14 protein-coding genes are annotated in these 25,599 nt (G+C 46.5%); 3 read left to right on the forward strand and 11 right to left on the reverse strand.

Translation table 11 applies throughout. From position 1 onward, the window contains the following. Positions 1–416 precede the first annotated feature (416 nt). From NBH16_RS20450 to NBH16_RS20485, 8 genes are all read right to left on the reverse strand, one after another. Positions 417–1,322, reverse strand: a complete 906-nt coding sequence (locus NBH16_RS20450) for a transcriptional regulator (protein WP_121962567.1) — start codon at positions 1,320–1,322, stop codon at positions 417–419. 597 nt (positions 1,323–1,919) lie between these two features. Continuing rightward, positions 1,920–3,041, reverse strand: a complete 1,122-nt coding sequence (locus NBH16_RS20455; RefSeq protein WP_008778998.1) for a hypothetical protein — start codon at positions 3,039–3,041, stop codon at positions 1,920–1,922. Positions 3,042–3,053: 12 nt separating this feature from the next. Next, positions 3,054–3,659 (reverse strand): hypothetical protein, encoded by a 606-nt coding sequence (locus tag NBH16_RS20460; RefSeq protein WP_008778997.1) that lies wholly within the window; start codon positions 3,657–3,659, stop codon positions 3,054–3,056. Between the two features lie 563 nt (positions 3,660–4,222). Then, entirely contained in the window at positions 4,223–5,173 is a 951-nt protein-coding gene (locus NBH16_RS20465) for a Dyp-type peroxidase (protein WP_005860205.1), read from the reverse strand. A gap of 212 nt (positions 5,174–5,385) precedes the next feature. Further along, positions 5,386–7,584: a glycoside hydrolase family 3 C-terminal domain-containing protein gene (locus NBH16_RS20470; protein ID WP_048926990.1), complete on the reverse strand. Its 2,199-nt coding sequence runs from the start codon at positions 7,582–7,584 to the stop codon at positions 5,386–5,388. Between the two features lie 22 nt (positions 7,585–7,606). Then, positions 7,607–10,135, reverse strand: a complete 2,529-nt coding sequence (locus NBH16_RS20475) for a glycoside hydrolase family 2 TIM barrel-domain containing protein (protein WP_048926989.1) — start codon at positions 10,133–10,135, stop codon at positions 7,607–7,609. Positions 10,136–10,162: 27 nt separating this feature from the next. After that, on the reverse strand, positions 10,163–13,021 hold the full coding sequence (locus NBH16_RS20480) for a TIM-barrel domain-containing protein (RefSeq protein WP_048926988.1): 2,859 nt from the start codon (positions 13,019–13,021) through the stop codon (positions 10,163–10,165). Between the two features lie 230 nt (positions 13,022–13,251). Next, positions 13,252–17,331, reverse strand: a complete 4,080-nt coding sequence (locus tag NBH16_RS20485; RefSeq protein ID WP_057317252.1) for a hybrid sensor histidine kinase/response regulator transcription factor — start codon at positions 17,329–17,331, stop codon at positions 13,252–13,254. A gap of 203 nt (positions 17,332–17,534) precedes the next feature. Here NBH16_RS20485 and ribF point away from each other — a divergent pair, with 203 nt between their 5' ends. Genes ribF through NBH16_RS20500 form a run of 3 tightly spaced genes read left to right on the forward strand, consistent with a single transcriptional unit; the run spans position 17,535 to position 20,790 of the window. Further along, a complete protein-coding gene (ribF, locus tag NBH16_RS20490) occupies positions 17,535–18,455 on the forward strand; it encodes a riboflavin biosynthesis protein RibF (protein WP_121960709.1) in 921 nt (306 codons plus the stop codon). 1 nt (position 18,456) lies between these two features. After that, positions 18,457–19,512: a M20 family metallo-hydrolase gene (locus tag NBH16_RS20495; RefSeq protein ID WP_057317251.1), complete on the forward strand. Its 1,056-nt coding sequence runs from the start codon at positions 18,457–18,459 to the stop codon at positions 19,510–19,512. A 3-nt stretch (positions 19,513–19,515) separates the two neighbouring features. After that, on the forward strand, positions 19,516–20,790 hold the full coding sequence (locus tag NBH16_RS20500; RefSeq protein ID WP_121960710.1) for a lipopolysaccharide biosynthesis protein: 1,275 nt from the start codon (positions 19,516–19,518) through the stop codon (positions 20,788–20,790). 96 nt (positions 20,791–20,886) lie between these two features. Here NBH16_RS20500 and NBH16_RS20505 read toward each other — a convergent pair whose 3' ends face one another. From NBH16_RS20505 to NBH16_RS20515, 3 genes are all read right to left on the reverse strand, one after another. Further along, positions 20,887–21,336, reverse strand: a complete 450-nt coding sequence (locus NBH16_RS20505; RefSeq protein WP_005863579.1) for a YqaA family protein — start codon at positions 21,334–21,336, stop codon at positions 20,887–20,889. Beyond that, the gene (locus NBH16_RS20510) at positions 21,321–22,337 is read right to left on the reverse strand and encodes a hypothetical protein (protein WP_005860222.1); all 1,017 of its coding nucleotides are present in this window, start codon (positions 22,335–22,337) and stop codon (positions 21,321–21,323) included. The genes NBH16_RS20505 and NBH16_RS20510 overlap by 16 nt, the downstream gene beginning before the upstream one ends. A gap of 679 nt (positions 22,338–23,016) precedes the next feature. After that, a complete protein-coding gene (locus NBH16_RS20515; RefSeq protein WP_229103444.1) occupies positions 23,017–25,599 on the reverse strand; it encodes a family 78 glycoside hydrolase catalytic domain in 2,583 nt (860 codons plus the stop codon).

Below are 25,599 nucleotides of genomic sequence, written 5' to 3' on the forward strand. Positions count from 1 at the left end.
AGATCTATAAGCAAATTTCCATCCATTTTCATATCACATATATATTATATATCCCCGCCATACCAACTTATCTCCATTCTGCTTATTCGCAGTTCATATACTTTAGTTCTGATGAAACTACGTCTTTTATCTAATGTAAGTCCCTAAATAACAATCATTTATATCTATTTTTATTTAGATCTATACTGCTATTGGTTATTCTACCATTTAGTTACTCACTGATTTTCTATCTCTTATCACCTTTATCCTCTATTCAAATCAACGTAGTTTCATCAGAACCTAGAACAAGGTTACAAGTGAAGATTCAAATATAAACAAACATCATTACATATCGCAAATATACAAAAAAATGTAAATACAGTATGAGTATCCTTGAAATCTAGTTAAATTCTACTTGAGGACAAAGAATGTCCTCACTAATTATCCGCTTCGCAAATGATATATTGATAAAGGTCGGAATGCCCGGTTTTATCGATTATCTTATGCTTTTCGAGTTGGAATTTCAGTTGGGCCAAACCAAGAGCGCCAAAGCCGGGAAGGTCTAATAAAGAGTCGAGTCCGTTTTTGAGGGCGTAACGTAGAATATCTTCTATGGTTTCTATTTTCAAGGTTGTAAGGCATTTACGGATATAGGGCGCTAAGGTGAGACGGGTAATGGGTTGGCATATCCGTTTCGCGGCATTTAAGGGAACGGGGGTAAGTGATCGGGGAGATTCGATACATAGACCGTTTTGGAGCGCCTTTTTATATAATCTTCTCAATTCGTATTCCATGTTCCTGTTCTCTATCCACAGACGTTCTATCTCAAGGTCTTGGTTCGTGATTGTTTTCTTGTATTCGGTCAGGAAGCCCATGTTTTCTTGCAAGCGGAGCGATATGACCTTATATCGGCGACAGATTCCATCATAGGATATACCACAACGTTTAGCTACGTCTTCTATCTTGGCTCCGGAAGTTATTTCCGTAAAGATAAGTCGGTCTTTCTTGTCGTGTATGAATGTTGATAGTTCGGCGATAATGAGTTTAAGTAGGGGAGAGATGTTTTTAAGGGATCGCAGGCAGAAAAGGTAATCATCGAATTGGGAGATGATCTCGTTTATCTCTTCTTCCTTGTCTTGGATGATAAGTTGCAGGTATAGCTTTTGTATTCCCATACGCTCGATATGGGAAATGAATTCACGCAAATTGGTCAGATCGACTAGGCGAACACCTTGCTTCACGACGTAAGATGTTATTTTTTTAGATATCGCCCATTGCTGGATTTCTTGAGATGGAAAGCCGGTGATACGAGCGGCTTCTTCAATAGTAATAAACTCAGGCATAACTATTTGATTAAAGTAAAACTTATACTATTTATCTTTAAAAAGGGCGTTATTTGGCGTTATATTGAAGAGCTGGCCTTTCATTATAAAATAAAGAAAGGGCGATTGGCTGAAAATATTGTTGACAAAGGCTCGGCCAAGCCTCAACACTCAATAAAGTCAGCCGCACGCCCCCCTTATCTGTATACAATAATCTATCTATACTATACAGTAGCATAGATAACACGTATATCTAATAAAGGGTTGCGGGGCTTTCTCTGTGCATTGAGTGTCTCGAAAAATTTGGCCGATTTTTGTCAACTCGCACAAATATCGCACGCAACACAAGGCTTCTAACTTAAAAGCCTTTTATTGTCGCAAATATACGTATTAAAAATATTTTAGTCTATGATAATCCATACGTTTTCTATTTTATCATTGTTTTACTACCAACAAAGAAAGAATAAGTAGATAAAAACCTACGCTTTTACCTTTTGCTTTTCTGTCTTAATTACTAGCTAGGCAAATATATGATATATTCTTTAATTATAATTGATTATTAAGAAAAAAATCAAGATGGCAATCCATTAAACAGTACGAAGACTACTACCCTAAAGTCTACGGAATGACCTTACAAAACTCTTTTAACTCTTCCTTTATACTACTAAGCTCTCTTTCCATAGATTGTTTGCTGCTTTTCACCTCATCTTTTACAATGTTCAAGACACGCTTAAAACCATAATAAGGCATAAGAAACGGGAACAACAGACCGCTGATCAAGACAAACAAAATCACAGTGATTTTAAGCGCAACAAAATCCTCATAGGTAAAACAAACAGAAGATACATCATCTGATAGCGCACACCCACCGGTCGTTACCACAGCAAAAAGAAATGATATAAGAAACAATCCCCCAAAGTGTTTGAAAACATATTCATAAGTATAGAAGCCAAACTCATAATGGCTCTTAGCTTTTAACCATGCCATTACACATATAGGTATTCCTATAGTGAATGATATTAAACATTTAGCCCAGATAATAGGGATAAAAGTTGACAAGAACAAACAAGTCGCATAAAACATAGGAAATGCGAAACACATCCATTTCCACCTTATCCACCTAGAAACAAACACTTTCGTTTTTTGAGAAGAACCTTCTTCAGTCTCTATCCGTATATCTCTAAAGAAAATCTTCCACATCATCAACCAGAAAATACCCGAGAAAGCCACAAAGATAGTCAAAAAGGAAACAACAAAATCGCTCGTTCCCGCAACTCCCACAACAATCTCATCACAAATAAAAACTGTTAAGCAGAACAAAAGCGCATATAACGGAGCTATAACCTGTTCTTTTGACCTTTGAATTTTCTCTATCAAGTCATGAGCTGGCTTCAAGAATTTAGAGGAATATCCGGATTTAAGTTGATCGAACGTAGCTTGAAGTTTCATATCCATAGCCATAGCACTAATTAGCAACTGCTTGCATTCTGGTCTTGTTTTCGCCTCTACACGCAATTCATTTATATAGCGCTGCAATAGTTTATAATCAGAGTTTGCCGGCACATCGTTGATCACATCGAACCCCACTGCTTTATCCAAAGATTTGATCTCTTCATCAATACGTTTTCCTATCTCATCAAGAATACTATGTATAAAATTACTTTTGTCCAAAATGACACATAATACAATCAATGATGCCAATATACCAATAAATGTCTGGCTTCCTCCAAGAAACAGCATACCAACCTTCTACTAATTCAACTTGATCTCCTCACCGACCAACGACATCGACTTAAAAGTAGCTTTTACCTTGCTCAAAATCTCTTCAGGTGGATTTATCGCACATGTAGCTTCGTGCGTCTGCGGATTTCTTTCCATTCTAACAATGTTGGTATCCGTATATGAGACATGCGCCATATCGCTTTTCAAGAATAAATTATCTTCCAATTTAAAAAGACGTATCTTCTCGGAACTTACTCCATCACTAAAAACACGAAGATCGATTAAATCTCTCAAGAACTTACGATCAAACCTTTCAAAATAAATATTCAAGGATACATTGGGACGGTTTATGAACTCTCTCAAAGACTTAATAACCTTTTTCTTGATCTCATCTCCTAATGCAGTCTCTCCTTCCTTGAGATCATAATTACTATCTTGATTGATATGATTGTAGAATCCCTCACGGAAAACAGACATTTCGCCACAATACATATTAATCACATTTGATTTATTAAGCATAAAGCATTCAATAACAGCATTATGAGCACGGTCATGGTTCATAACAAAATCCATCTCTCCACGGTCAAAAGTATCGCAGAGATTATCATAATATTCATTTAGATCTTCTAATCTCATCAAAAAGCACAGTATTTAACTATATGGGAAACATCGTTTTATCCTTAAACATCTGGCAAAGATACTAAAAAACACAAACAAAATACTTTTATAGCGCAAAAAAGATTAGGTACATTGCCAAATGGCTTTTTTAGGTAGAAAGTTACCAGTTAACTAACATTTCAAATGTAAGTTAGCTTCAACGGCAAAGTAAGTTAACTTCATTGGCAAAGTAAGCTAACTTAAATGACCAAGTAAGTTAACTTCATAAATCCGGGTTGAAATCCGCAAACGACATACAACACGCGTCTACACTCCCAACACTATATAACCGCTATGGATATTTGGAGTATTGATAATAGGCGGTTTACTTCTGTTATCCGTAACTCCAACCTTATCAGTCAACAAGCCTTTCATTAAAAGATAAGCACATCATGATGGCACGACTGTGCCATCCCAATGGCACACCATTGCCATAAGGAAGGCACAGCTATGCCACGCTGATGGCACAGCCGTGCCACGATATGGAAAATGATTGGCACTGTGGAAGTCTGTTAACTAAACAGTTAAGGATGGATAAATAATTATTCCCCTAACTTATCAAGCAACTCATACGACGGAACGAAGAAAAGAGTTCCCGTTATCGGCGTGCTGAAGTCCAGCAGACGATCCGTATTGCCTACAGGATCACCGACGAACATATTCTCCAGCATTCGTCGGGTGGTGCTGAACGTGCTGGCATAGGCGATAAAATAGGTACCGTATTCACCTTTGGAGGTATGGGCGAATGGCATGTTAGCACGGACTATTTTCAGATCGTCTCCGATGTTCGTCACGGCGTTATGGGCGTTCTTCGGTTTTTCCTCATCTGATAGCTCAACATCGTTGAATTTACGGCGACCGATGACTTTCTCTTGCTCTTCCACTGGAAGCGCATTCCATGCCACCATATCATGAATGTATTTTTGCACAAATACATAACTTCCGCCCATAAACTCGGGGTCCTCATCGCCTATTACCGCGAAACGATAGGGGTCTTCATCCACGGCAGGATTCTCCGTACCGTCCACGAAACCGATAATCGCCTTACCGTCTCTATACCGAAAACCGTGGGTCTCATCGATCGATTCCACGACACCTCGCAGTTTCTGGTCTATAATGGAGGCGAACTCAAAGCACAGTCCCATCTGCTTACAGCGGATGTGGAATAGTAAATCCCCGGGGGTAGAAACAGCCGTAAGCTTAACTCCTTTGATCTCTTCAAACGGTTGCAATTCTTTGGGGTTTCCTTGCTCCGGAAAGAAACGTTTCCAAGCATCCGCCCCGAATCCTATCGTACAACTGAATTGCATATCAGGATAGCGATTGCGCATACTACGTATCAAAGCGGAGAAATTAGCGCACACGTCCTTTACCTTATCAATCGTGTCGGGGAGATCTTTTAGAGCATAGACAATGAAAACCGCATTCTCGCCCGGTTTTTGGGTAACATCTTGCGGATAGTTAGCGTTCAATGGATTTTGTAGAGAGTTCATAGCACATCTTTAATTATATTGTTATTATATGGATATAACTCTATAGATGCGCTCTTGTTCAAGGAAATGTAACGAAAAATGTCCTAGCGGTTATTTTTCAATATCTATTTGTAGAGACGGGGCGTGCCCCGTCTCATCCCTTCAAAATAGTAACTAAAGAATACTATCAGTCTGTGGGAGACGGGGCACTCCCCGTCTCTACAACTGGGTAGTTATTTCACCTCCACGCTGATTCTCTGCGTGATATCTGAGGCGGAGGCTCCTAGTTGGAGGATGAACTCGCCGGGTTCTACGACGAATTGGCTTTGTGCCTCACTATAGAAAGCTAAAGAGGATACGGGGATGTCCAACGTGATTCGCCGACTCTCACCGGGTTTAAGGAATACCTTCTTGAAGCCTTTTAACTCCTTGACCGGACGCATCACGGAGCAAACCGGATCGCTTACATACAATTGGGCCACCTCAGCTCCTTCACGGTCTCCGGTATTAGTTAGGGTGAAAGTCGCTTGGATCGTGTCCGCTTGATCATACGTCTTTTTATCCGTATTCAGATTGGAATAGTTGAATGTCGTATAGGATAAGCCGTAACCGAACGGATAAACGACCGGAAGCCCCTTCGTATCGAACCAGCGGTAACCTACCAAGATATCTTCCTCATAATTCACTTTCAGATCCCTGCCGGGGAAGTTGCCCAACGCATGCGCCGGAGATTGATCCAAGCTCACGGGAGTGGTGAACGGCATCTTACCGCTCGGATTCACCTTGCCGGATAATACGTCTACCAAGGCATTTCCTCCTTCCATACCGTTGAACCAAGCCCAAACGATAGCCGGGGAACAAATATCTACGGCGGCCATATTCAACGGCGATCCGGCGATCATGACCACGATCGTACGAGGATTCGCCTTTACCACCTCTTGAATCAACTCAACCTGCCCGTATGGGATATCCATATTCAGACGGTCGAACGACTCGGTATCATAATCATGGTTCAAACCACAAACCAAAAGGGCCACGTCACTCGTGCGGGCAACCTCTACCGCCTCTTTCAATAACGCGTCGCTTTCCTGTGTCTTGGAAGAGAAAGTACCAGAGCTTTGCCCATTATTGCTACCCTCCACGAAAGTAGATAACTTCTCATAACCTTGGGCAAAACGGATATCCACCTTATCGCCCCATTTCGCACGAAGCGCCTCTAATGGAGTTACCTCATAAACCGCCTTGATCTCGGAACTCAAGCCACCATTGGAATGTTTGCGGGTAGCGTTATCGCCAATTACCGCCAGACTCTTGATCGAGGAGAAATCCAACGGGAGAAGATTATTCTGGTTCTTCAATAAGACAATGGCTTCGGCAGCCGCGTCGTAAGTGGCTTGCTGATGCTCTTTCGTATTCATGGAGCCGGGGCCGAAACGCTTTTTCGGGTCCAAGACATTCGTCTTGATCATCACACGTAAGACATCGCCCACCTTCTCGTCCACCAAGCTCATAGGAATCTTACCAGATTTAACAGCCTCGATCAAGGGGTTGGCATAATACCAATCCTCATATTTATCGATCAGCGTGCCCATCTCCAGATCCAAGCCGGCCTCCATAGAAGGAACCGTGCTATGGGCGGCTCCCCAGTCGGTTACATATACGCCATCGAATCCCCATTCATTCCGAAGGATCTTGCGAACCAAGTAGTTATTCTCCGCGCAGAACTCCCCACGGAATTTATTATAAGCGGCCATTACCGTCAAGGCGCCTCCCTCCTGTACGGCCGCCTTGAAAGCGGGTAAATAAATCTCACGCAAGGCACGCTCGCTACATTCCACATCGACAGTCGTACGGTTTGTCTCTTGGTTATTCACGGCGAAATGCTTTACGCTGCAAGCCACGTCACGGCTCTGCAAGCCTTTGATATAAGCGACCGCCAATACGGAGTTCATATAAGGATCCTCGCTCATATACTCGAAGTTACGGCCACAAAGCGGGGAGCGAATGATATTCACGCCCGGGCCCAGCAATACGTCCTTCTTACGCCAGCGAGCCTCCTCGCCCAGCACCTCGCCCCGACGGTAAGCCAACTCCGGATTCCAAGTGGCGGCGAAAGCCGTGCCGGTCGGGAAATAAGAGGCGGAATCATTTGTCCAACCCGCATATGCCCAGTCGTGGCGATTGATCTCCGCACGTACCCCGTGAGGCCCGTCGCTCAAGCTCCACTCGGGAATCCCCAGACGCTCTACTCCGGCAACATAGAATTTTGAGTTACCATGCAATAATCCGACCTTTTCCTCCAAGGTCATCTTCTTAATCAGTTTCTCGATACGTTTCTCCATTTGTACCTTCTCTTTATCCGTGACCTGCGAGCTCGCAGCAGCCGTGTTCAAGAATAGCCCGCAAGCGATCACGCCTATTATCTTTTTCATTTCCTTTTTATTTATAGGTTTATTATTGCGCTTGAATCGTTACCGTCGCCTCGGGTAAGCCCTCGGCTATGGCTTTTAAGTGGATGTCGCCTTGTCCGCCCTTGTTCCGGATCACGACCAAGGCTTTTCCGTAGTAAGCTTGCCGTTTCGGTTTACGGAGGCTGTTCGGATCGTTCGGATCTCCGTTATCCGTTCCGGCGATCTCACCCGGGCCCTCCACGGAGAAACGGATCAACGGGGTAGCGTCGGGAACCCGGTTACCATCGATATCGCATACATCTACGGTTACAAACGATAGGTCCGAGCCATCCGCTTGGATGACACTACGATCCGGGGTCAAGACCAAACGGGCCGGCTCTCCTGCCGTATGGATCTCTTTCACCAAGACCTCCTTACCCCCTAAGCGGGAGACGGCTCTCAAGGTTCCGGGCGTAAAAGGCACACGCCAAGAGACATGATAGGTACTGTCCGTTTTTTGTCGTACGCCTAGGCTCTTTCCGTTTAGGTATAGTTCCACCTCATCGGCATTGTTATAATAGGCCCAGATATCCACCGGTTCGCCTTCTTTCCAGTTCCAATGCGGGAAAATGTGCAATACGGGTTCATCCGTCCACTCGCTTTTATACATATAATATACATCCTTCGGGAAACCCGCCAGATCCACGATACCGAAGAAGCTGCTCCGGCTGGGCCACCAATACGGGGTAGGCTCTCCCAAGTAATCGAAACCCGTCCAGACGAACAGGCCGGATACATGCGGAAGCGTCTTCACCAGATGCCAAGTCTTCTCGTGTGTAGAGCCCCAAGGTACATGGCAATTATCATAAGAGGAGCAAACATGCTCGGGAGCCTCGAAAGGCTTGTCCCACGATTCCGGACGGATATAAATATGATCGGACGGCATCTCATAATAGCCACGGGTCATCAAGGCCGAGGTAGATTCGCTCACGATCAGTTTCTTTCCGGGGAAATTCCGGAGAAACGGCTCGAAATATCGCTCATGGTAGTTGAAGCCCAGCACATCCAAGGCATCCGAGCGGAACAGATGATTCGCAGGGTTTACCTCGTTACAGCCGGCGGTAACGACCCGGGAGGTATCCAGCCGTTTCACGATAGCCGCCAGATGACGGGTGATCAAGGATTGACGACTAAGGGTCGTATCCTTCAGCAAAGCGGGATCGATGGCATGACCGGCATTCAAGATCAGGTTCGCCGCTTGCAGATCCAGCTCGGTAGCGTCGGCATGACTCCATTGCTCAAGTACCTCATTGCCTATACTCCACATGAAAACAGAGGCGTGATTCCGGTCACGCAAGATCTCGTCCGTCAAATCCCGCTCGTGCCACTCCGCGAAATACCGGGCGTAATCGTACGGAGACTTACGGCGTTCCCACATATCGAAAGACTCATCCTGTACCAGAAGGCCCATACGATCGCAAAGATCCAGCAACTCGGGTGCCGGGGCGTTATGGCTGGTACGGATCGCGTTCACACCCATCTCCTTCATGATCTGTAGCTGGCGCTCGATAGCCCGTGTATTCACGGTGGCACCCAGACAGCCTAAATCATGATGCAGGCAAACCCCTTTTATCTTCAAAGGCTTATCATTCAAATAAAAGCCGGTAGCGGAATCCCAACGGAACGTACGCAATCCGAATACCGTCTCATAACGGTCTACCACCTTGCCGGCCACTTTCACTTCCGTGACGGACGTGTAGAGCGAGGGAGAATCGGGACTCCAAAGTTTGGGATTTGGGATCGAGAACTGATGATCGACAGATGCCTCCCGCATACAGGCGTCGTAACAGGGCGTATACGGTACCCGTAACAGAGTTGTTACGGGTGCCGTAACAACTCTGTTACGGTCATCGTAAATAGAGGTAGAGACTTCGGCCTCCCTATCCGCCTCCGAGCTATTCCTTATTCTCACCTCCAAGGAGAAGGTAGCCTCCTCCGGTGAGATCCTCATATCATGCACGAAAGTACCCCAGTTGTCCACATGTACCGGATTCACCTTCACCAGCCATACGTTACGGTAGATACCGGAGCCTGAATACCAGCGGGAATTCGGCTGCTCGCTATTATCCGCCTTCACGACAATCACGTTCGGTTGGCTTCCATACCTCAAATAAGGCGTCAAGTCATAACGAAACGATACATAACCATTCGGGCGGAATCCCAGCGAATGACCATTGATCCAGACCTCGCTATTCCGGTAAACCCCGTCGAAATCAACATAAACAACCTTACCCCGATCCGTCTCCGGAAGGGTAAATGTCTTTCGATACCAACCAATCCCGCCCGGTAGCGCGCCGCCGCCCGGGGTAGACGGGTTATCGAGGGAGAAATCCCCCTCGATACTCCAATCATGCGGTAAAGATAAGATACGCCAAGTGGAATCATCGCTGTCCGGGGATGAATAATCCTGAACGCTATCCGACAAGGCAAACTTCCAATCGTCATTCCATGAGCTACGTTCACGCACCTGCTCCCCGGTGGGGGAACAGGCGGTGAGCAATAGGCCCAGAAGCCACGCAAGTGGCCGATTCATCAGTGGTATCATTAGTGATTATATAGTTTAATTGATACTACCCAGTTGTAGAGACGGGGCGTGCCCCGTCTCTACAACTAGAGGTTTACCTTGGTAAGATATTGTCACGTCCTTGCCAGCGGGGTTCTCCGGCGTGATGAGACGTACCGTGATCTGACGCTCGCGGATCATGCCCGGATAGTCGCCCTCCCGTGCGCCGATCGTGAGCGTTCGCCTCGCATCATCATAAACAAACGGGATGGTAGCGTAATTTCCTTTCTCGTAATCGTAGGTCACGCCATTATCCTCATATAAGGTGAAGGAGCCGTCGGCACCGGCGTAAACAGAGACGATTAAGTCTTTCTGTTCCTCTTTCGTAGACTGGATTACCTTTCCGGTCGGTACGATAGAGCCGGCTCTCACGAACAAAGGCATACGCTCATAAGGAGCATCCACATGTATTGTCGTCCCGCCTTGTATACGCTTGCCGTTGTAGTAATCGTACCAAATGCCTGACGGGAAATACACCTCACGGTCGCGAGCCTTATACTCATACACCGGGCATGCCATGAAGGCCGGGCCAAACATAAACTGGTCGTCTATATCGTAAGTCTTCTCATCGTCCGAATAATCCATCACCAAGGCACGCATGATCGTATAATCCTCAAAATGCGTCTTGGAGGCCAAGCTATAGATATACGGCATCAATTGATAGCGCAACTCGGTATAATACTTCATCGATTGGTACGTAGGCGATCCTTCCGGAGCGATATTATAGATCTCGCGGCAAGGATATTGCCCGTGGCTACGGAACAACGGACAGAAAGCTCCGAACTGATACCAACGGTTGTTCAACTCCCTCCATTCCCTCAAATCCTCGCTACCTTCCTTAGCGGCCATATAACGGTTCTCCACGCTGAAGCCACCGATATCCATCGTCCAGTAAGGAATACCGGACATGGCGAAGTTCAAGCCGGCGCTGATCTGCGCTTTCATATCTTCCCAGCGAGTACCGATATCGCCACTCCATGTAGCGGTAGAATAACGTTGCTGGCCGGCGAAACCGGAACGGGTCAATAGGAATACACGGTCATCCGGGTTTACGCTACGTTGTCCGTCGTAGATCGCCTCGGCGTTAGCCAAAGCGTAAGCGTTGAAGTATTTCGCAGAAGGGCCCAGATAAGTAGGTCCGCAAAGCGCCTTCCGGTATTCGATGTCCGTATTATCCTGTACGTTCGGCTCGGAAGCGTCCATCCACCAAGCGTCGATGCCCAAGGAATACAGATGCTCGTTCATCTGTCTCCAGAAAAGCTTGCGGGCCTCCGGGTTGTACGCGTCATAGAAAGAGCCGATATAACCCGGATAAATCCAGTCGCGGATACTATCCTTAATCGCCTGCTGATACATAGCACCCAGCGCATCCAACTCTTTATAATGCTCTGTCGTATAATAGAACTTCGGCCATACGGAGATCATGATACGGGCATCCTTATCGTGGATTTCCTGAATCATGCCTTTCGGGTCCGGGAAACGTTCCTTATCAAACTCGTGGCTACCCCATGCGTCTACCGGCCAATAGCTCCAATCCTGTACGATCACATCCAAGGGAACCTGCCGCCGGCGGTATTCGTTCAAGGCGGTCAATAGCTCCTCTTGCGTCTTATAACGCTCACGGCTCAACCAGAATCCCATCGCCCATCTCGGCATGATCTGGCTCTTGCCCGTAACCGTGCGGTAACCGCTGATCACCTTATCCATGGAAGACTCTCCGTTGATGAAGTAGTAATCGATATCATCCCCCATTTCCGACCAGAAAGCCAACCGCTCCCGCTCCTCCTCCGGTAGCGGAGATAATACCTTCAAGCCGATATAAGAGACATCGCCATCCGGCAACCATTCGATACGGATCGGATAGCGTTTGCCCTTTTCCAGATCGGCCGTAGCCTTGTAATCATTCGGGTTCCATGCCGCACGCCAACGTTCCGGGATGATCTCTTCATTATTCACAAATACCTTGGTATAACCGGCGTAATGTAGTTTGAAATGATAAGTACCCGTCTCTTTCGCCTCGATCTCGCCCTCCCAAGTAGCGGAAGCGCTCGGCTTCGGGAAGTCTGCCGGCAGGTTCTTGATGGTTTTCAGATTCTCATAATCTACCTTATCTTCATCCCGCTGGATTAAAACGGAATTCTTCGCCTTATCCGTATAGTAGGTAGCGGTCAACGCCCCTGCCCTCCCGTCTTTTCCGTATAGACCAAAGACATCGCCCAAATCGGCGTATGGACGCTTGTCGCCGAAACGGCTCAAGGAATAGTTATGCCAAAGTACACCATACCCTTTTGAGGAAACGATAAACGGCACGCTCACCTTCGTGTTATATTGGAAAAGCTCCTCGTTCTTGCCTTTGTAGTTGAACTCATCGCTCTGATGCTGTCCTAGGCCGTAAAGCCCTTCCTCGTCCTCGCTCTCAAATACCTGACGTAAGGTATAACCTTTGGTTCCTTCCACCTCGATCGGCGTAAATTCCTTGCCTCCGTTTGTCTTCTCACGAAGGATCGTGTGTCCGTTGGCGTCGGTAAAGCGAACCTCTCCGGTCTCCCGTGAAAGACGGGCCTGTGTGGTTTGCGTACTTACGATGATCGTATCCCCCGAGGTCGTTATCTGAAACGATGGGGCGGGTAACGATTTCGTGTCCTTGATCAAGTTCACTTGGTTGGAAAACTTACCATCCGGAGAGGCGATTACCCGGATAATATCATCAGAGATTACTTCCAATTTAACAGCCTTCGCCTGTCCGGAACGGATATCGGCGACCAAGCCATTCTCGACCTTCCGGTAAGCGGAATCAGTCATGCAGGAAGTCAGCAGGGAAAGCCCTAACGTGAATACCGCGATGTGTTGTTTCATATTCTATAGATTCTTTAATTATTTCCGATCAGCAATGAGTCCGAACAGGTTTTTCCATACAAGAAAAATGGTTCTTCATTCGTTGGCAAAATTAAAGGGTTCGCGGCGGACAGGAAGCCATAAATGTTTTGGGTTATGGGGAGAACCGTAAAAAGGTAGGGGAAGAATGTTTATTTTAAGGGGATATTTTGTTATATCCCCTAATTACGTGGCATTTATTTAGAAAAAGTTTATTTATGATAGTCAGAGGGAAGCCTTCCGAACTCATCCTTAAAATACTTCCGGAATAACTTCACATCATTGAAACCGCACTCCAGCGCGACCTCGTTGACCCGCATCTGGCTCTTCTCCAATAACTGCGCCGCACGCTTCAAGCGCACCGTACGGATCAACTCTACCGGAGTCTTACCCGTGATGGAAAGGCATTTCTTGTAGAAGTTCACACGACTCATGCCCATCTCCCGGCTCAACCGTTCTACAGACAACTCCGGATTGGCGATCTGCTCTTCGATATAGGCGATGGCCTTACGCATCAACTCCTCATCCATGGAGCTAGCTTGTACTTCCGTCAAGGCGATGCCCATGGTAGAGGACTGCATAAAGGCCTTTTGCATCTTCTTCTTCATCTCGATCAAATGCCGCACCTTCAAGAGAAGCATCTCCATATTGAATGGCTTGCTGATATAATCATCCGCACCGGCTTCCAGACCGACCAGTTGGCTATCTTTAGCGGACTTTGCCGTCAGTAGGATCACCGGGATGTGGGAAGTCCGGATGTCTCCCTTGATCCGGCGGCATAAAGTGATACCGTCGGTGATAGGCATCATCACGTCGCTGATCACCATATCCGGCAGCTCCTCCGGAATGAGTTTCCACGCATCTTCTCCATCCGCCGCCGTAAGTACCGAATAAACGCCACTCAAGCTTAACTTCATAAATTCCCGGAAATCCGTGTTATCGTCTACGACCAGCAACGTAGGTCTTTCCGCCGGAGACGCATCCTTATCAGCGATCTCCGCATGCTCCTCAACCGGAGGCAAGATATCCCCTTCGGCAATTCCTTCTGGAGCCGAGATAATATCTTGGTTGTCCAAGGGGATCACCGGCAGCGTAACCGTAAACGTACTACCCGCTCCCGGCTCGCTTTTCACGGTTATCGTCCCATGATGCATCCGCACGAATTCCCGGCATAGGTGCAGGCCGATACCCGTACCTACCACGGGATTTCCCTTATCCGGGGAAGACACCTGATAAAAGCGATCGAAGATAGCTCCTTGTTTATCCGCAGGAATACCGATACCGCTATCCGACACCTCGATAACCAGTTTGTTCTCTCCCTCCTTCTCCAACCGCAAGCTAAGCGTCACCGAGATAGTACCTCCCTCCGGCGTAAACTTAAAAGCGTTACTCAGTAGATTAGAGACGATCTTGAAGACCTTATCCGTGTCAAACTTCATTGGGAGAGACGTGAAGACCGAGGAGAAAGAGAAATGAATCCGCTTTTGCTCCGAAAGCTCCTTGAAGGAATAAGCCACGTCACGCACGAACGGGACAATATCGCCGGTAGACAAGACCAAGCTATCCCCTTGCATATCGATCTTGCGGAAATCCAATAACTGGTTCACCAATTTAAGCAACCGGTCGGCGTTCCGGTAGATCAACTTCAATATTTGCTGGGATTCCATGTCTTTCTCCGTTTTCATCAACTTCTCCAAAGGAGTCATGATCAATGTTAGCGGCGTACGGAACTCATGGCTTACGTTCGTAAAGAAACGAAGCTTCATCTCGTCCACCTCATGCTGCTGACGCACAGTAGCCCGTTCTTGCTCCTCCTCCAACTTCTTTTGCTGGATACGGAAAATAAAACGTATCACGCCATACGCCAATAATATACCAGCTATGATATACAACGCTATTGCCCATCCGGTAGCCCAGAACGGAGGCAAGATCGTGATCTGCAAGCTCGTGATCTCCTTGCTCCAAATCCGGTCGTTATTCATCGCCTTTACCTTGAAAGTGTAAGTTCCCGGGTTCAAGTTCGTATAGGTAATACGACGTTCCAAGGCGCTTACGGTAGTCCATTCCGAGTCGAAGCCCTCCATCTTAAAAGCATATTTATTCTTCAAAGGAAGGAAATAGCAACAAGAAGAGATGGTAAAGGAGAAATTACGTTCCGTATAATTCAGTTTCAATTGCTTGGTACAGGTGATATCTTTATCCAAAATCACATGCCCGTCATACGCCTCTCTCGCCGTTATCGGGACATTATTCACCATAAGTCCGGTTATCACCGCCGGTGGAGCATAGCTATTATAACGTATCCGGGCAGGATCAACGAAGGTAAGACCGTTTGTCCCGCCAAACGCCAACTCACCCGTTTCCAGTCCGCAAGCGCTATTCACGTTAAACACACGTCCTTGAACGCCCTCATTCTCATCATAGCTATTCCAATCGAACGTATAATTATTATCCGTATCCCGATTCGGAACGATATTCAATAAGCCGTTCTTCGTTCCCACCCAAACCGTATGATATTTATCCTCCAAGATAGACATGATGCTGTTATCCGGTAATCCGGAAGAATGGTTCAACCGATACATCTTATCATTCAACCTATCATATATATGTAGCCCATGATTACTCCCGATCCATACCCATTGGCGGCTATCACAAAATACGACATTGATGATTTGATCCTCAAACACGGAACGTCCATCCTTCGTGCCGTTAAAAGAAGTAACAGTCCCCGTCTCCGGGTTGATCCAGTTCACTCCTAAAGAAGTTCCAACGACAATATTCCCCTTCTCATCCCCGGAAAGGCTATATACGATATCCGAGTTAATCGCATTCTCCTTATCCCCCATACGATAATACGTCCATTTCCCGGTAGATTGATCCAAGCAATCCAGGCCGCCTTCCAACGTACCGATCCACAAACGATTCTTGGCATCGACATACAAACTATACACGCTATTATTGGATAAGCCGTCCTTACTGCCCGGGATATCCCGATAATGCTTGAAACGTTTCCCGTCAAAACCGGTCAACCCCTCCATATAAGTACCCAGCCATAACTTGCCATCCAAATCTTTCGCCATACTAATCACGACATCGCCGGAGATAGCGTTCTCGCTTTCCCGCCCCGCCCGGTAGCGGACATACTCCCCGGTTTCCCGATCGTAACGTAATAGGCCGTTTCCGCTAGTACCGATCCACAGATCCCCTTCTTTATCTTCTACGATACAATTAAAGTCATTGTTAAAGATATCCCGCATCAACTCCAAAGGGTACCGGATAGTCTGGAATTTAAAAATGCTCTCATGATAATAGTTGATGCCGTTTTTATAAGTGCCGGCCCACATAATCCCCGTATCATCCCGATACAAGCAGATCACGCTATTCTGGCTCAAACTCGTTTGGTTAAACGGGTTATTTCGTATATAACGCATCCGGTCCAGACGTTTATCCAAGATATTGATACCGCCATGATCGGTAGCGATCCAGATATTACCGTTCATATCCTCCGCCACGTCACGCACCATTATAGAGGATAAAGCGACCGGGGTTTCGGTCGTATAATGTTTCCACTCCTTGCTTTTGGGATTTAGGCGAAAGAGACCTCTACTATATCCGGGATTTAAGAAAAACCACAGATCCCCGTCACTATCGGCGAACACATAGAATAACTGGGCATTCGCATATTGAGTCAGATACTCATCCCGATAGACAGGTTCTCCGGATGCCTTATCGATCCCCTCTACCACTCCCGAGGTATGGACTACATATAGACGATCGCCCACGTCACTCATATCACAAACCCGGCCATCCTCTTTATTTAGCGGATACGAATAAATCTTTCCCCTCGCTTGATCATAACGGCAAAATTCATTCGTATAGGTAGCGAAATAGAGTTGTTTATCATTGTCGACAAATATCTTAGCGGGAGGATTCTCTAGACGTAAGCTATCTAATATTTCCTTCTCCGGAATAAAACGGTCATTATCGGGCTCATATACGCAAAGTTGGTTCGTATTATAGGTAATCCAAATACGCCCATCGGCGGTTTCTTGAAGCTCGGAGACATGCTCCTCCCTAAAAGGCAACCCGCTTTCCTTGTATTTATAATGCTTAAACTCATACCCATCAAAACGGTTCACCCCAGAAGTGGTACCCAACCACATAAACCCCTTCCGGTCTTTCAGGATACAAGTGATCTCATTGGAAGACAGACCGTCCTGTACTCCCAGACGGTTGAAAAGAATATCTTCCGCCGCTAGTCCGGATCCCAACATTCCCCAAGACAGGATCATTATGATACAGAGTAGAGTTTTCGTTTTCATACTTAGCAAATATAGATATTTCCCGAGAACGAACCAAACCAACCTGTATCTAATTCTGCTGCAACGCGGGTTGCAGTAAACATACACGTAAAGTATCTATATATAAGAACATGATTATTAAAAATTATCCCGTACATTTGTCTTTCGATTGGAATAGAAATGAATAAGGCGCAATGATTGTTGTAAGAGATTTTGACAGACTGAAAGGAAAGGAACTGGTGGCTACGATCGGATTTTTCGATGGTGTGCATCTAGGACACCGTTTCTTAATCGACGAGATGAAAGAGATTGCCAAAGCACGTAACCTGCCATCGGCCGTAATCACCTTCCCGGAACATCCCCGGGCCGTATTGCACGCGGATTACCAACCGAAGCTATTAAATTCTTTCGAGGAAAAGTTACAGCAATTAGAGACTACCGGAGTAGATTATTGCATCGTATTGGATTTTACGATCGAGCTATCCCGGCTCTCGGCCAAGGAATTCATTACCTCTATTTTAGCGAAGAGCCTGCATGTAAAGACCTTATTGATCGGATATGACCATCGTTTCGGGCACGATCGGACGGATGGCTTCGAGCAATATGTCGTTTATGGCACCGAATGTGGTATCGAGGTGCTGAAGGCATCTCCCTATGACGAAGGGAATACGGCCGTCAGCTCTTCCGAGATCCGGAAATTACTTCAAGCCGGAAATGTAGCGGAAGCCGCTTATTTACTGACCTATCCCTATCAATTGCTGGGCCATATCGTCAGCGGCTATAAAGTGGGACGCACGCTAGGATTTCCCACGGCGAATATACGGGTAGATGAGCCTTTTAAAGTCATTCCGGGTATTGGCGTATATGCCGTATGGGTGGAGGTGGAAGGCAAACGATATAAGGGAATGCTTTATATCGGTGACCGTCCGACACTCAATAATGGGAAGGACATATCCATGGAGGTCAACATTCTGGATTTCTCCGGAGATATCTACAATGATAGCATTCGTGTTTCATTCGTTCAATACGTACGCGGAGACATCAAATTCGATTCCTTAGAAGAATTGAAAGCCCAACTGGAGAAGGACAGATGCACCGTAAATAATTTATTATAATATGGAAAGATATTACGAAGCGATTGATTTATTAAAAGGCATGATCTCCCGTCCGTCTTTCAGCCGGGACGAGACCGCCGTAGCGGATTTCCTGCAAGCAGAATGGAAAAAGGCCGGACAAAAGGTGTTCCGCAAAGGCAACAACCTGTGGATCATCGCCCCGGATTTCGATTTCGGTAAACCGACCCTTTTACTCAACTCCCATATAGACACCGTCAAGCCCGCTTCCGGTTGGACCAAAGACCCGTTCACTCCCGAAGAGACCGAGGATGATCAATTATATGGACTGGGCAGTAACGATGCCGGGGCGAGCGTAGTCTCCCTCTATGAAGCCTTCTGCATCTTAAGCGAGAAAGAGCAACCTTATAATCTAATCTTCCTCGCGTCTTGTGAGGAAGAGGTATCCGGGAAGAATGGCATTGAAAGCGCATTGGCCGAGCTTCCTCCTATCTCCTTCGCTGTCGTAGGTGAACCCACGGGTATGCAACCCGCCGTAGCCGAGAAAGGGTTAATGGTACTGGATTGCACCGCTATCGGAAAGGCCGGACATGCCGCACGTAATGAGGGCATCAATGCCATCACTTTAGCGATGAAGGATATAGAATGGTTCAGCACCTATCAATTCCCGGAGAAAAGCGACTTCCTCGGACCGGTGAAAATGACTGTCACCATCATCCACGCCGGTACACAACACAATGTCGTTCCCGATAAATGCGAATTCACGGTAGATATCCGCACCAACGAATTTTATACGAACGAACAGTTATTCGAGCTAATCAAGGAAAAGGTTCATTGCGAGATCAAGGCCCGCAGCTTCCGCCTTAGCTCCACCCGCACGGATCTGGATCATCCTTTTGTGCGACGGGCGATCTTGATGGGAAAAGAGCCTTTCGGCTCTCCTACGCTTAGCGACCAAGCCTTGATGCGTTTCCCCTCCGTAAAGATAGGGCCGGGAAACTCGGCACGTTCCCATTCCGCGGACGAATACATCAAGGGACCGGAGATCCGGGAAGCGATCGATACCTATGTAAGGTTACTGAATGGATTACAACTATAGCTTATGTTAAAAAAGATACTGGGGACAATAGGCTCGCGTTATCTGATAGCTTTCCTTAACCTAGCGCTGATCTTCATCAACGCAAAGGTGCTGGGAATCGAGGGCGTGGGGATGATCGGGTTGATCGTGGCCTCGGTAAATATAGCGGTAATCGTCAATGGGATTTTATGCGGGAATACGATTGTCTATTTCATGAATCGTTACTCCATGCGGACAATTTTCCTTTCCGCATATCTGTGGACACCTATCGGCTCTTCCCTAGCTTGCGGCTTCATGTATCTTACCGGGCTTTTACCCACCGGCTATCGGCTGGATATCTTCTTGTTGGCGATCTTGAGCTCTACGGTAAACGCCAATGCCCGCTTCTTGTTGGGTAAAGACAATATCAAAGGGTTTAATCTCACGTTTATATTGCAAGGAGGACTGCTATTTTTCGTCTTACTCTATTTCTATTATATATTGAAGCGCCCGGACGTACGGTCGTATGTCTGGGGATTATATGTCACGAACGGCATAGCCTTTATTGCCAGCCTATCGATGCTTGTTCCTTATTTCTTAAAGGAGACATCCCGGTCTTCCGGCAAATCACTCTACGGTCTATTAAAAGAAATGTTTGCCTACGGCCTGTGGGCCGGTGCGGACGGGTTGGCGGAAACCTGTACTACCCGACTCAATTATTTCTTGATACAACGTTTCGCCGGGTTGGGAAGCGTAGGCTTGCTAGACGCTGGGACCAAGATCTCCGAGAGTGTATGGAATATTAGTCGCAGCGTAAGTTTCATCGAATACAGTAGCGTGGCCAAGACCTCAGAGGCAACGGAACAAAAACGTATTACCTTACAGCTTTTCAAATTGACCTTTTGCGCTTTAGCCCTCGTGATGGGATGTATCTTATTGGTACCGGAATGGATATATACGGATTATCTTTTCAGCGCCGAGTTCAAAGGCATACGTAAAGTGATAGGCGGATTATCGATCGGAATCGTAGCGTTAGGCTGCAACAGCATCATCAGCCATTATTTCATCGGCAGCGGAAAGATCCGGTACAGTACGGCAAGCTCGTGCGTAGGGCTTATTGCCTTATTAATCTCCGGCTTTCTACTCATCCCGTCTTACGGGGTCGTAGGTTCCGCTATCACGACCAGTATCGCCTTTACCTCTATGCTGGTTTTCTCATTGACGGTCTTCTCCCGGCAAACACTTACACGCTGGAATGAGTTCCTTCCGAACAAAAAAGACTTCCAAGCTTGCAGAATTCATATACAAAAATCCTTGTAATTCTATCACGAATTTTATCGATAACGCCATCAAGTTCACGGAAAAGGGGACAATTACGCTTGAAATGATTTCGTGCAAGGTACAGGTCTCGGGTTATCAAAACATGGACTGTACCTTATAAACAAACTCCATCCAAACCCAATAACGGATCGCTTTTCCTAAGAACATGGAGATCGCCACGACCCATATATTAGCCCGCAAGAAACCTAGAGCGACAGCGATAAAATCACCGATACCGGGAAGAAAAACAAAGAAGCCCATCCAAGAGCCTTTTCCCTTGATCCAATCCTGCACCTTCTGTAGTTTTACCGGATCGAGTTTGAGGTATTTCTCGATCCACTCTACCTTTCCCAGCATCCCCAACCAATAGCAGCTCATTCCACCTAAGAAATTACCAAGCGTAGCGGCGATCATACAAGGCCAATAAGCCGAACCCGCCAATAATACACCCGTCAATACGACCTCGCTGCTAAACGGCAAGATCGTAGCCGCTAAGAAAGAAGCGATAAACACCCCGATATACCCGTAGGCTATAAGAAATTCCATATACGTATCATTAATAATGCGATAAACATAACTACCGAGAAATGGAACAGCCAAAAGATATATTTCCCCCGGTTCACCGTAAAAAAATGGGCGATCAAGATAGACGCCGGTACACAGGCCATTTCCAGAAATTCCTCGGACGACTGCTCATAGATAAAGAACAATCCAAACGACCAAATGGCCATGACAATCAGAAAAGAAAGAAACTGACGAGTACGCAAATTATCCTCATACTCATGTGTAACGATGTTTAATGAGGCAATGATCGTTAATCCCGCCACTAAAACAATCTGTATCCAATCTATAATTCCCGTCCCTAGTACCGCAAGGAAACGGATCTTGAATAAGGAGGTGAAAGGTATGGTAAATGCCGTGAAATCCCATTCCCAGACACACCATCCGAAAACAAACCAATAAACCGTCAAGATTCCGAACAAGGAAGCGACAAAGGTCCGGATATTCAATGTCCTGAAATTATACATCCCCAGCCAAAACAGCGGCAAGAACCAAAGGATGTGTATCCACAACAGACTTCCGATACTGATAATCAAGGATGCGTTATAAGCCTTATCCGTAGCGTCCGGGTCATGATAAGAGGTAAATAACTGATAAAGGGCCAATATCAAACAAAACACCCCGACAGATGTTGATTTCAAGGGAAAGAAATCCGGGTTTGTACTTGTCAACAAGGCATAGAAGAGAAAGGGAAGCAATGTCTTCTCACGAATCAACATCAACGCATAGTTTACCCGATGCACCAGAAACGCACCACCGGCCATCAGCAAAAAACCGATCAAATAGGTAAACAACTTACCCGGAAGAACCAGACAAAGGGCATTCCATAAAGGAGGAGCCGTCACCTCTCCATACACGGGATAACCTACCGAATCCACATACCCCACGATCCAACAAAAAATACAAGCGCAAAGCATGTACAAATGGGTCATAGGTGTCGCTATAGTATATCTACGTCCGTAATATGAAGTTGTTCCTCTTGCCATATACCTTATTCTTTCATATTCACATCCTAAAGGAATGAAATAAGTGGCAAAGGTATGAAAATATTTCTATTTGTTCGTATGAGGATTCTATACGTTACGATATTGACGTTACGATTCTTTTTATATCTACTTCCTTTCTTTTTGATTCTTATTGACCATTAATCATGACAGGAACTGTTCGTGAATCGACCAAACTAGAAGGCGAGAACGGCGATAAAACGCTCTTTTGGATGAAAATATCCTCGTTTTCATGCACGAAAGGTGGCAAAAGCCTATACATATAGTACCGTCAGGCAACGTCTATACTGCCGTTGGGCATTATAAACAGTCATGAATAGGGTTGTTAGTAGTCGTGAATGGGCATCGTAACCCTGTTAGAACCCAGTCGTAACCCTATCGGATAGCCCAAAGAAGTCAATGGATATGAATTAGGATGAATTCTTTTCGCTAGAATGAAAGGCGGTTTTTCGGTATTATACTATCAATGAAAGGATTGCTGATTTTTTCTTGCGAATTTGGCGACGAGCCGCACTTGGGTAGGGAAAAATCGATTCTCCGGAGGTTTCGTTTACAGTTTGTCAAAATGACAAATCGCTTATCGGATAGAAAGCTATCAATAACATCTTGAGGGTGTCAAAAGTCCGGTTTATTAGATTTGACACCCCCAAGTATAAACTGTTTATTTAACGATCTGATACGAACCCGCACGATACTCGTGAGCTTGGCTTTCGCCCGGAAGTGTCACGAGAGCGACCGCTCCTTCGGGAATGGTGAAATCCCAAATCCACTGGTCTCCCTCATACTTCCAAGAGCTCTTGATAATCCCTGCCGCCGAATTGTACTCCGCGTTTACGAACTCCAGACGCTTATCGGGAATCGGCTTCATGATAATGCGCTTGAATCCTGGCTCCGACGTATCCGCAGAGATACCAGCCATGGTCTCCCACATCCATTCACATACACATCCATAGGCATAGTGATTAAAGCTGTTCATGCCTTGCGGTCCCATGCCTTTATCAAGCATATAGCTATTCCAACGCTCCCAAATCGTTGTCGCCCCATTATCTACCGAATACAGCCAACTCGGATTCTTGCGCTGGAAAAGAAGCTCGTAAGCGATATCACTCATTCCATTCTCCGTAAGCGTAGGCATCAGGATGGAAGTACCCAAGAAACCTGTCTGAAGGCAATTGCCATGCTCGGCGAAGTTGTCACGCAGTCGTTTCATCATGTTCTCCTTGGCTACCCCTTCGACCAGCTTGTTCTTCAAGGCGAATAGGGCAGGCGTCTGCATGGTATTGAATATCGCCGTCTTAAATTCTCCATCGGCATTCAAGAATTTATCCAATATATACTGTTTCGCTTGAGCAGCCATCGCTTCGTATTTCTCGGCATCCCGTCCCGTCGCACGAGCCATATCGCTCATCATTCCGGCATCTATAAGCCAGTAATTCGCACTTAGATAATTCCAATAATCATAGGCTTCCGGAAGCGTTCCGGATCCATCCTTCGCTGTATGTCTGCCGCTGCAACTCTCAAGCGGCTCGTAACTGAGCCAGTCGGCCCACTGGTAATTGCCATTCTCCGCGCTGAGGGCATGATGGTCATACTTGGTCTCGTTGATATGATTGAGATATTTCTCCATCGCCGCCCAGTTCTCATCGATAATCTGAGTGTCGCCAAATTGTTTCCAGACAACCCAAGGCACGATAACTCCCGCATCCGACCAGCCCAAGCGGTTCATATCAGTAGGAGACGCACCGTATTGAGCCAATGGAGCGACACCGGGATACGCACCGGTTGGTGATTGTGTGTCACGCATATCACGCATCCATTTATGAAAGAAATCAGCGGTATTGGCAAAGAAAGTACCAGTCTCAGCAAATACCTGCGTGTCGGCGGTCCATCCCAGCCGTTCGTTGCGCTGCGGACAGTCGGTAGGAACCGAGAGGTAGTTGGAACGTTGTCCCCATAGGGTATTTGAGATCAACTGATTGACTAGTTTGTTGCCGGTCGTTATTGATCCGGTCTCCATCTGTTGGGTAATCGAGGAGACAGGAATCGACTGGATCGACCGGATACGTACCTCCTGATCGGCCGTGATCGATACGAAGCGATAACCATAGAACGTGCGATGAGGGCGATAGGTCGTATAGTCCTTATGATCCGCAAAGGTATAGTCGAGTAACATCCCGGTATCCGGAGTGCGTAGATTCAAGCGATGGCAACTACCTTCAGGCCCATCCATTCCTCGGCTCTTCGCACCATTTCCATCGTTCAATATCTCAGAAGGACGACAATTTAGTTGGGTACCCTCCTTTGCCATGAACTCGAAAGCAGGAACCGCCGCGCAATTCTGGCCAAAGTCCACGACAAGTGTCTCGCCCGGATGAACTACCATTTCCTCGCCAGCCGCATATTCTTTCGTTATAACAACCTTTCCATAAGCATCTTCACTCTCTCCGGTGACCCCTTTCCATAGATAGGCTTTTTGAGGAGAAAGCGCCAAATCTTCACGAAAATAGACCTCACCTCCATTTGAAGGAAGTATCTCTCCCTCAAATTCCGTATTCTTTTCCGGTGTCGAAAGCTTATCGAGCGTATCGTATCCCGGTAACTCACGGGCATCATATTCCTCACCATCAAAGATAGCGGCATGTTTGACCGGTCCGGCGATCCCGGCTTTCCAATCGCTCGTATTGGAACCTAAGTACGCCTTGCTACCATCCGCATAGGTAAGCTCAAGCACTCCACGGAAAGCGACCTTGGTACCCACCATTCCTTGCTGGCCACTGTATGTGATGATCTTATCGGCCCACCATCCCGGTGTCACCTGCACAGCGAAAACATTCTCCGCTCCCGCCTGTTTCGACAGGGCATTGCTTACCTCATACGTAAACGAACGCTTCGTCTTGTAGGGATGCGTAAAACCCGGTTTGAGAATCTCTTCTCCGATCAACTTCCCATTCACGTATAACTCGTATACACCCAAGCCCGTGGTCATCCAGCGTGCCGAGTTTATCTCTTTTTCATTCTTTACGACACTCACGAACCAAGCGGCACCATCGGCCGCACGCTCATTCGATCCGTTGATCTCACCCGTTATGACAGGAGCATTTGCCACGGATATCCATTCGGAATGGTTCCAAGCGGCATCATCCAATGCGAAGACACGCTTCCCCGATTCGTTCGTCTGATCAGTCGAACATGCATAGAGAGCCGCACAAACAACCCCTAAAAGCAATAGTTTTCGTTTTTTCAT

Origin of the sequence: Parabacteroides sp. Y3-G-102 (assembly GCF_023656845.1) — a bacterium.
GTDB classification, from domain to species: domain Bacteria; phylum Bacteroidota; class Bacteroidia; order Bacteroidales; family Tannerellaceae; genus Parabacteroides; species Parabacteroides distasonis.

What these genes read in the sequence shown, in the direction of transcription:
- NBH16_RS20450 (WP_121962567.1), bottom strand. Translation starts at nt 1,322, where the DNA reads ATGCCTGAGTTTATTACTATTGAAGAAGCCGCTCGTATCACCGGCTTT.
- NBH16_RS20455 (WP_008778998.1), bottom strand. Translation starts at nt 3,041, where the DNA reads ATGCTGTTTCTTGGAGGAAGCCAGACATTTATTGGTATATTGGCATCA.
- NBH16_RS20460 (WP_008778997.1), bottom strand. Translation starts at nt 3,659, where the DNA reads ATGAGATTAGAAGATCTAAATGAATATTATGATAATCTCTGCGATACT.
- NBH16_RS20465 (WP_005860205.1), bottom strand. Translation starts at nt 5,173, where the DNA reads ATGAACTCTCTACAAAATCCATTGAACGCTAACTATCCGCAAGATGTT.
- NBH16_RS20470 (WP_048926990.1), bottom strand. Translation starts at nt 7,584, where the DNA reads ATGAAAAAGATAATAGGCGTGATCGCTTGCGGGCTATTCTTGAACACG.
- NBH16_RS20475 (WP_048926989.1), bottom strand. Translation starts at nt 10,135, where the DNA reads ATGAATCGGCCACTTGCGTGGCTTCTGGGCCTATTGCTCACCGCCTGT.
- NBH16_RS20480 (WP_048926988.1), bottom strand. Translation starts at nt 13,021, where the DNA reads ATGAAACAACACATCGCGGTATTCACGTTAGGGCTTTCCCTGCTGACT.
- NBH16_RS20485 (WP_057317252.1), bottom strand. Translation starts at nt 17,331, where the DNA reads ATGATCCTGTCTTGGGGAATGTTGGGATCCGGACTAGCGGCGGAAGAT.
- ribF (WP_121960709.1), top strand. Translation starts at nt 17,535, where the DNA reads ATGATTGTTGTAAGAGATTTTGACAGACTGAAAGGAAAGGAACTGGTG.
- NBH16_RS20495 (WP_057317251.1), top strand. Translation starts at nt 18,457, where the DNA reads ATGGAAAGATATTACGAAGCGATTGATTTATTAAAAGGCATGATCTCC.
- NBH16_RS20500 (WP_121960710.1), top strand. Translation starts at nt 19,516, where the DNA reads ATGTTAAAAAAGATACTGGGGACAATAGGCTCGCGTTATCTGATAGCT.
- NBH16_RS20505 (WP_005863579.1), bottom strand. Translation starts at nt 21,336, where the DNA reads ATGGAATTTCTTATAGCCTACGGGTATATCGGGGTGTTTATCGCTTCT.
- NBH16_RS20510 (WP_005860222.1), bottom strand. Translation starts at nt 22,337, where the DNA reads ATGGCAAGAGGAACAACTTCATATTACGGACGTAGATATACTATAGCG.
- NBH16_RS20515 (WP_229103444.1), bottom strand. Translation starts at nt 25,599, where the DNA reads ATGAAAAAACGAAAACTATTGCTTTTAGGGGTTGTTTGTGCGGCTCTC.